Consider the following 1696-nt stretch of genomic DNA (forward strand, 5'->3'; position numbering starts at 1 on the left):
GTAGGAAAATGGCATTTGGGGCTAGGTCCGGAAGGTGGTCCCGACTGGAACGGGGAAATTAATCCCTCACCGCTGGAGCTTGGCTTTGATGAGTCTTTTTTGATTCCAGCTACCGGTGACCGGGTACCAACCGTGTACGTAGAAAATCGTTAAGTAGTCGGTCTTGATCCATCCGATCCTATTCAGGTGAGCTTTCGCGAGCCGATTGGAGACGAACCTACCGGGCGCGCTAATCCCGAACTGCTGAAGATGCATCCCAGCCACGGCCACGATATGACCATTGTGAACGGTATCAGTCGGATTGGGTATATGACCGGGGGCAAGGCAGCCCGCTGGGTAGACGAAGATATGGCCGATACTATCACCAGCCGGGCGGTTAATTTTATTGAGCGAAGTCAGGACGAACCGTTCTTCCTCTATTTTTCTACCCACGACATCCACGTGCCTCGCGTACCGCACCCCCGCTTTGTAGGTAAAAGCGGGATGGGGCCTCGGGGTGATGCCATGCTCCAACTGGACTGGAGCGTGGGGCAACTCTTACGAACGCTGGATAGCCTGCAACTTACGGAGAATACCATCGTCATCTTCACTAGCGATAATGGGCCGGTGGTGGACGATGGTTACCACGATGAAGCGGTGGAAAAACTGGGCGAGCACCAACCAGCCGGACCGTTCCGGGGTGGTAAGTATAGTACGTTCGAAGCCGGAACCCGCGTGCCTTTACTCATTCGCTGGCCCAATAAAATAGAGCCGAGCGTATCCGAGGCATTGGTCAGTCAGGTTGATTTTCTGGCCTCTGTGGCGAATTTAGTTAGTCAGGAGGTACCGGAAGGTGCAGCAACTGATAGCCGAAACAACTTGGCGGTACTCATGGGCGAGAGTGAAGAAGACCGGGAGTTTCTGGTAGAACACGCGGCTTCGGGAGCCCTTTCCTTGATTCAAGAAAACTGGAAGTACATCGAGCCCAATGACCGTCCTTTCTACAATGAGAATACGGATATTGAATTAGGTAATATGTCCGAACCCCAACTGTACGATCTCTCGGCGGATCAAAGTGAACAGCAAAATGTTGCGAGTCAACACCCGGAAGTAGTGGCTGAAATGCAGGCTTTGCTGGAAAAAGTGAAGACTCAAAAATAAAATTGACGTAACCATAGCACTCATTAGGTAGAATCCAATGGGATACAATTTTGCTAATGCTACTTCAGCTGGCTGCTGTCCGGCCCTGAACAACTAGCGGTAACGGACGTTATTAAAGAAAATAGCCTTTTTTTAAGAAATCATTAATGCAGTTAGCATATCTGCTATTAAAGAAAATTATTTTGCATTTACGCCTTTGTTTTTTCAAATTAAAGAAATTTAAGTTGACGAATGCAGAGTGAAGATGGTCATTATACCTTAGTGAAAGCACTAAAACGTGGCAGCACTGCCGCTTTTAAGCAGGTATACGAACGGTACAAACGCCCACTGTACGCTACCGCCCTACGCTATCTTAAAGATAACCAACTAGCTGAGGATGTTTTGCAAGATGTCTTCGTAAAATTATGGCAAAATCGAGAGGCCCTGGACGAGCAGCAGTCTTTAAAAAACTTTTTATTTGTGTGCTTAAAAAACCAGGTACTTAACTTTATCCGGTCGGAGCAAGTGCGTATCAAAGCAGCTCTGTTAGCCAATCAGAACCAAGATAGGGTTTCTC

2 protein-coding genes are annotated in these 1696 nt (G+C 48.2%); both read left to right on the plus strand.

Translation table 11 applies throughout. The annotated features are described in order from the left end of the window. Positions 1-186 precede the first annotated feature (186 nt). Complete coding sequence (locus WBA23_RS21215; RefSeq protein ID WP_424584284.1) at positions 187-1140, plus strand: sulfatase-like hydrolase/transferase; 954 nt, start codon at positions 187-189, stop codon at positions 1138-1140. Positions 1141-1371: 231 nt separating this feature from the next. Next, positions 1372-1696, plus strand: a 325-nt coding sequence (locus tag WBA23_RS21220) for a sigma-70 family RNA polymerase sigma factor (protein WP_424584285.1), incomplete at its 3' end; no start/stop codon positions are given.

This window comes from Tunicatimonas sp., from assembly GCF_049647865.1.
GTDB lineage: Bacteria > Bacteroidota > Bacteroidia > Cytophagales > Cyclobacteriaceae > Tunicatimonas.